The organism is bacterium (assembly GCA_016873475.1).
Taxonomy (GTDB): domain Bacteria; phylum Krumholzibacteriota; class Krumholzibacteriia; order JACNKJ01; family JACNKJ01; genus VGXI01.
The window spans coordinates 1-3,249 of record VGXI01000288.1; the positions used below are offsets into that span (position 1 = coordinate 1).

Here is a 3,249-nt window from a genome sequence, read left to right on the forward strand (position 1 = left end):
AGCCGGTCTGGGTTCGAATCTACACAGGCGACGAGAGGACGCCGGCCCTGGGCATCAACCGCGGGCATCGACTCCGGTACGCCAGCTGAGACGATGGCCATCGGCGGCGGGCGAAGCCGAGCGAACCCGATTGACACAATTTCCGCGGCACAACCTTTTTCTTTGTACCTCCGGCGCTTGCCGGCCGCTGGCCGCCCGTGCTATGCCGCCCGCATGAGCTTGCGCCTCGACCGTCAGCCCGGGCACGCCGTCCTCACGCTCGCCGCCCCGCCGCGCAATCTCCTCGAGCCGAGCCTGCTCGAGGCGTTGCTCGCGGCGCTGGCTGCGCTCGCCGGGGGCGGCGCGCCCCCGATCCTCCTGCGCGCCGAGGGCCGCCACTTCAGCACGGGCTACCCGATCGCGGCGATTCCCGAGGCCATCTTCCACGCCGATCCCGAGCTGCGGGCGTCCGCGCTCTTCGAGCGGGCGCTGGCCGCGCTCTGGGACTATCCGGCACCGGTTGTGGCCGCCATCCAGGGCGATGCCTGGGGCGGGGCGGTCGAGCTGCTCTGCTGCGCGGATCTGCGGCTCGCCGTGTCCGAGGCACGCTTCGCCGTGCCGGCGCTGCGCCTGGGTCTCATCTACAGTCCCTCGGGAATCCGTCGCCTGCAGGCGGCCTTCGGCGCGCCGCTGACGCGGGAGCTGCTGCTCACGGGCGAGCCGATTGGCGCCCGCCGCGCGCTGCGCGCAGGCTTCCTCTGCCGCCTCGTCGCACCCGAGCGGCTGGCGGCTACGAGCGCCGCGCTGATGGCCAGCCTGCTCGAGGCCGCGCCCGCCGCGCTGCGCGGGACGCGGCGCAGCCTGCGCCTGCTCGAGGGCGCCGAACCCCTCGCCCCAGCCCTGCTGGCCGAGATCGCCGCTTGGCGGCACGCCGCCTGGCGGAGCGAGGACTTCCGGGAGGCCCAGCTGGCCTTTCTCGAGAAGCGGCCGCCGCGCTGGCGGGACTGCTAGCGGGAATCGCCGGCCGGCGGCGCGTCGAGACACTCGCGCAGCAGGCGGCTGAGTTCGCGGGGGTCCGCACGGCCGCCGGTTGCCGCCATCAGCCGGCCCACGAACCAGCCGAAGAGCTTCGCCTCCCCCGCGCGGTAGCGGGCCAGCTCCCGCGGACTCGCGGCGATCAGGGCCGCAACCTGCGCGGCGAGGCCGCTGCCGTCGGCGAGTCGCAAGTCGAGCCGCGCGATCCACTCCGCTGCCGTCCCGCCCTCCGTCACCATGCGCTCGAAGACGCTCTTCGCCGCGCTGTTGCTGAGTTCGTCGGCGCGCACCCGGCCGAGCAGATCGGCGAGGGCCGGCGGGGCGACGGCGAAGTGGGCCAGGCTGCGCCCCGGCTCGGCGCGGCGGAGAACCTCCCCCATGACCCAGTTGGCGGCGAGCTTCGCCTCGCCAAGCGCCGTGGCCAGCTGCTCGAAGTAGTCGGCGATGTCCGGCTCCGCGGTGAGGACCTCGGCGTCGTAGTCCGGCAGGCCGAGCCTCTCGACGAAGCGCGCCCGACGCGCCGCCGGCAGCTCGGGCAGGCTCTCGCGCAGGCTCGCCAGCCAGGCGGCGTCGGCCGCAAGCGGGGGTAGGTCCGGCTCGGGCAGGTAGCGGTAGTCCTCGGTCTCCTCCTTGCCGCGCATGGGGCGCGCGCTCCGCGCCGCCGGATCCCAGAGCAGGGTCTGCGGCTCGACGCTGCCACCCGCGTCGAGCCGGGCGGCCTGCCGCGCGATCTCGGCCTTCAGCGCGGCCTCCACCCCGCGGAAGGAGTTGAGGTTCTTCAGCTCGGTCTTGACGCCCAGCGCGGCGCTCCCCGGACGGCGCAGCGAGATGTTGGCGTCGCAGCGCAGGCGGCCTTCCTCCATGCTGCCGTCGCAGACCGCGAGCGCGACGAGCAGCTGCCGCAGCCGCAGCAGCGCCTCGTGCGCCGCCGCTGGCGAGCGCAGGTCGGGCTCGCTGACGATCTCCACCAGAGGCACCCCTGCGCGGTTGAGGTCGATGCGCGTGCCGCCGGCGCCGTGCAGGCTCTTGCCCGCGTCCTCCTCGAGGTGGAGGCGGCGCAGGCGCAGGCGCTGCGCCTGGCGAGCCACCGCGAAGTCCAAGTGCCCCCCCGTGGCCAGCGGCTCCTCGTACTGCGAGATCTGGTAGCCCTTGGGCAGGTCCGGGTAGAAGTAGTGCTTGCGCGCGAAGCGGCTCACGGGCGCGATGCGGCAGTCCAGGGCCAGCGCCGCGCGGAGCGCCAGCTCCACCGCGCGCCGATTGAGTACGGGCAGCGCGCCGGGCAGGCCGAGGCAGACGGGGCAGCAGCGGCTGTTCGGCGCGCCGCCGAAGTCGGCCGCGCAGGCGCAGAAGATCTTCGTCGCCGTCTTGAGCTGCGCGTGCACCTCCAGGCCGATCACGGCCTCCCAGCCCGGCGCCCCACTCATGTCGCCTCCCCCAGCGCGCGGGCCACGGCGCGGCGGCGGCGCTCGGCGAAGGGGAAGCAGCGTTCGAGCGCTGCGGCGACGCGCAGCAGCGTGGGTTCGTCGAGTGCCGGCGCGACGATCTGCATGCCGAGCGGCAGCCCCTCGGCGACGGCCGTCGGCACGCTGGCCGCCGGCAGGCCGGCCAGGCTCGCGGGCAGGGTGAGCAGGTCGGTCAGGTACATCGCGAGCGGATCGGCGAGCTTCTCGCCGAGGCGGAAGGGCGGGGTCGCCGCCGTAGGCAGCAGGATGGCGTCGCAGTCCGCGAAGGCCGCCGCGAAGTCGGCGGCGAGGCACCGGCGCAGGCGCTGCGCGCGCAGGTAGTAGGCCTCGTAGTAGCCGCTCGCGAGGGCGAAGGTCCCGAGCAGGATGCGGCGCTTGACCTCGGGGCCGAAGCCGGCGCCGCGGCTCGCCGTCGTGAGCGCGGCGAGCGCGGAGGCCTCCGCGCGCCGGCCATAGCGCAGGCCGTCGAAGCGCGCGAGGTTGCTGCTCGCCTCGGCGTTGGCGACCAGCGCGTAGGCCGCCACCGCCCGCTCCAGGTGCGGCAAACCGACGGGGACGAGCCGCGCGCCCTCGCCGGCCAGCGCGGCGCCCGCCTCCTGCCAGGCCGCCCGCACGGCGGGCGCGAGCGCGAGTTCCGCCAGCTCCTGCGGCAGTCCGATGCGCAGACCCGCCACGCCCTGCTCGAGCGCCGGGGTCAGGGGCGGCACCGGGGCGCGCAGGCTCGTCGCGTCCCGCGGATCGTGGCCCATGATCAGCTCGAGGATGAGCGCGG

At 75.1% G+C, this 3,249-nt stretch carries 3 protein-coding genes; 1 reads left to right on the top strand and 2 read right to left on the bottom strand.

Annotated elements, in window-relative coordinates:
* Positions 1-93 precede the first annotated feature (93 nt).
* On the top strand, positions 94-990 hold the full coding sequence (locus FJ251_14795) for an enoyl-CoA hydratase (protein ID MBM4118971.1): 897 nt from the start codon (positions 94-96) through the stop codon (positions 988-990).
* Here FJ251_14795 and gatB read toward each other — a convergent pair.
* Complete coding sequence (gene gatB, locus FJ251_14800) at positions 987-2,438, bottom strand: Asp-tRNA(Asn)/Glu-tRNA(Gln) amidotransferase subunit GatB (GenBank protein ID MBM4118972.1); 1,452 nt, start codon at positions 2,436-2,438, stop codon at positions 987-989. The genes FJ251_14795 and gatB overlap by 4 nt on opposite strands.
* A partial coding sequence (locus FJ251_14805; protein MBM4118973.1) for an Asp-tRNA(Asn)/Glu-tRNA(Gln) amidotransferase subunit GatA occupies positions 2,435-3,249 on the bottom strand: 815 nt, incomplete at its 5' end. The genes gatB and FJ251_14805, both read right to left, overlap by 4 nt.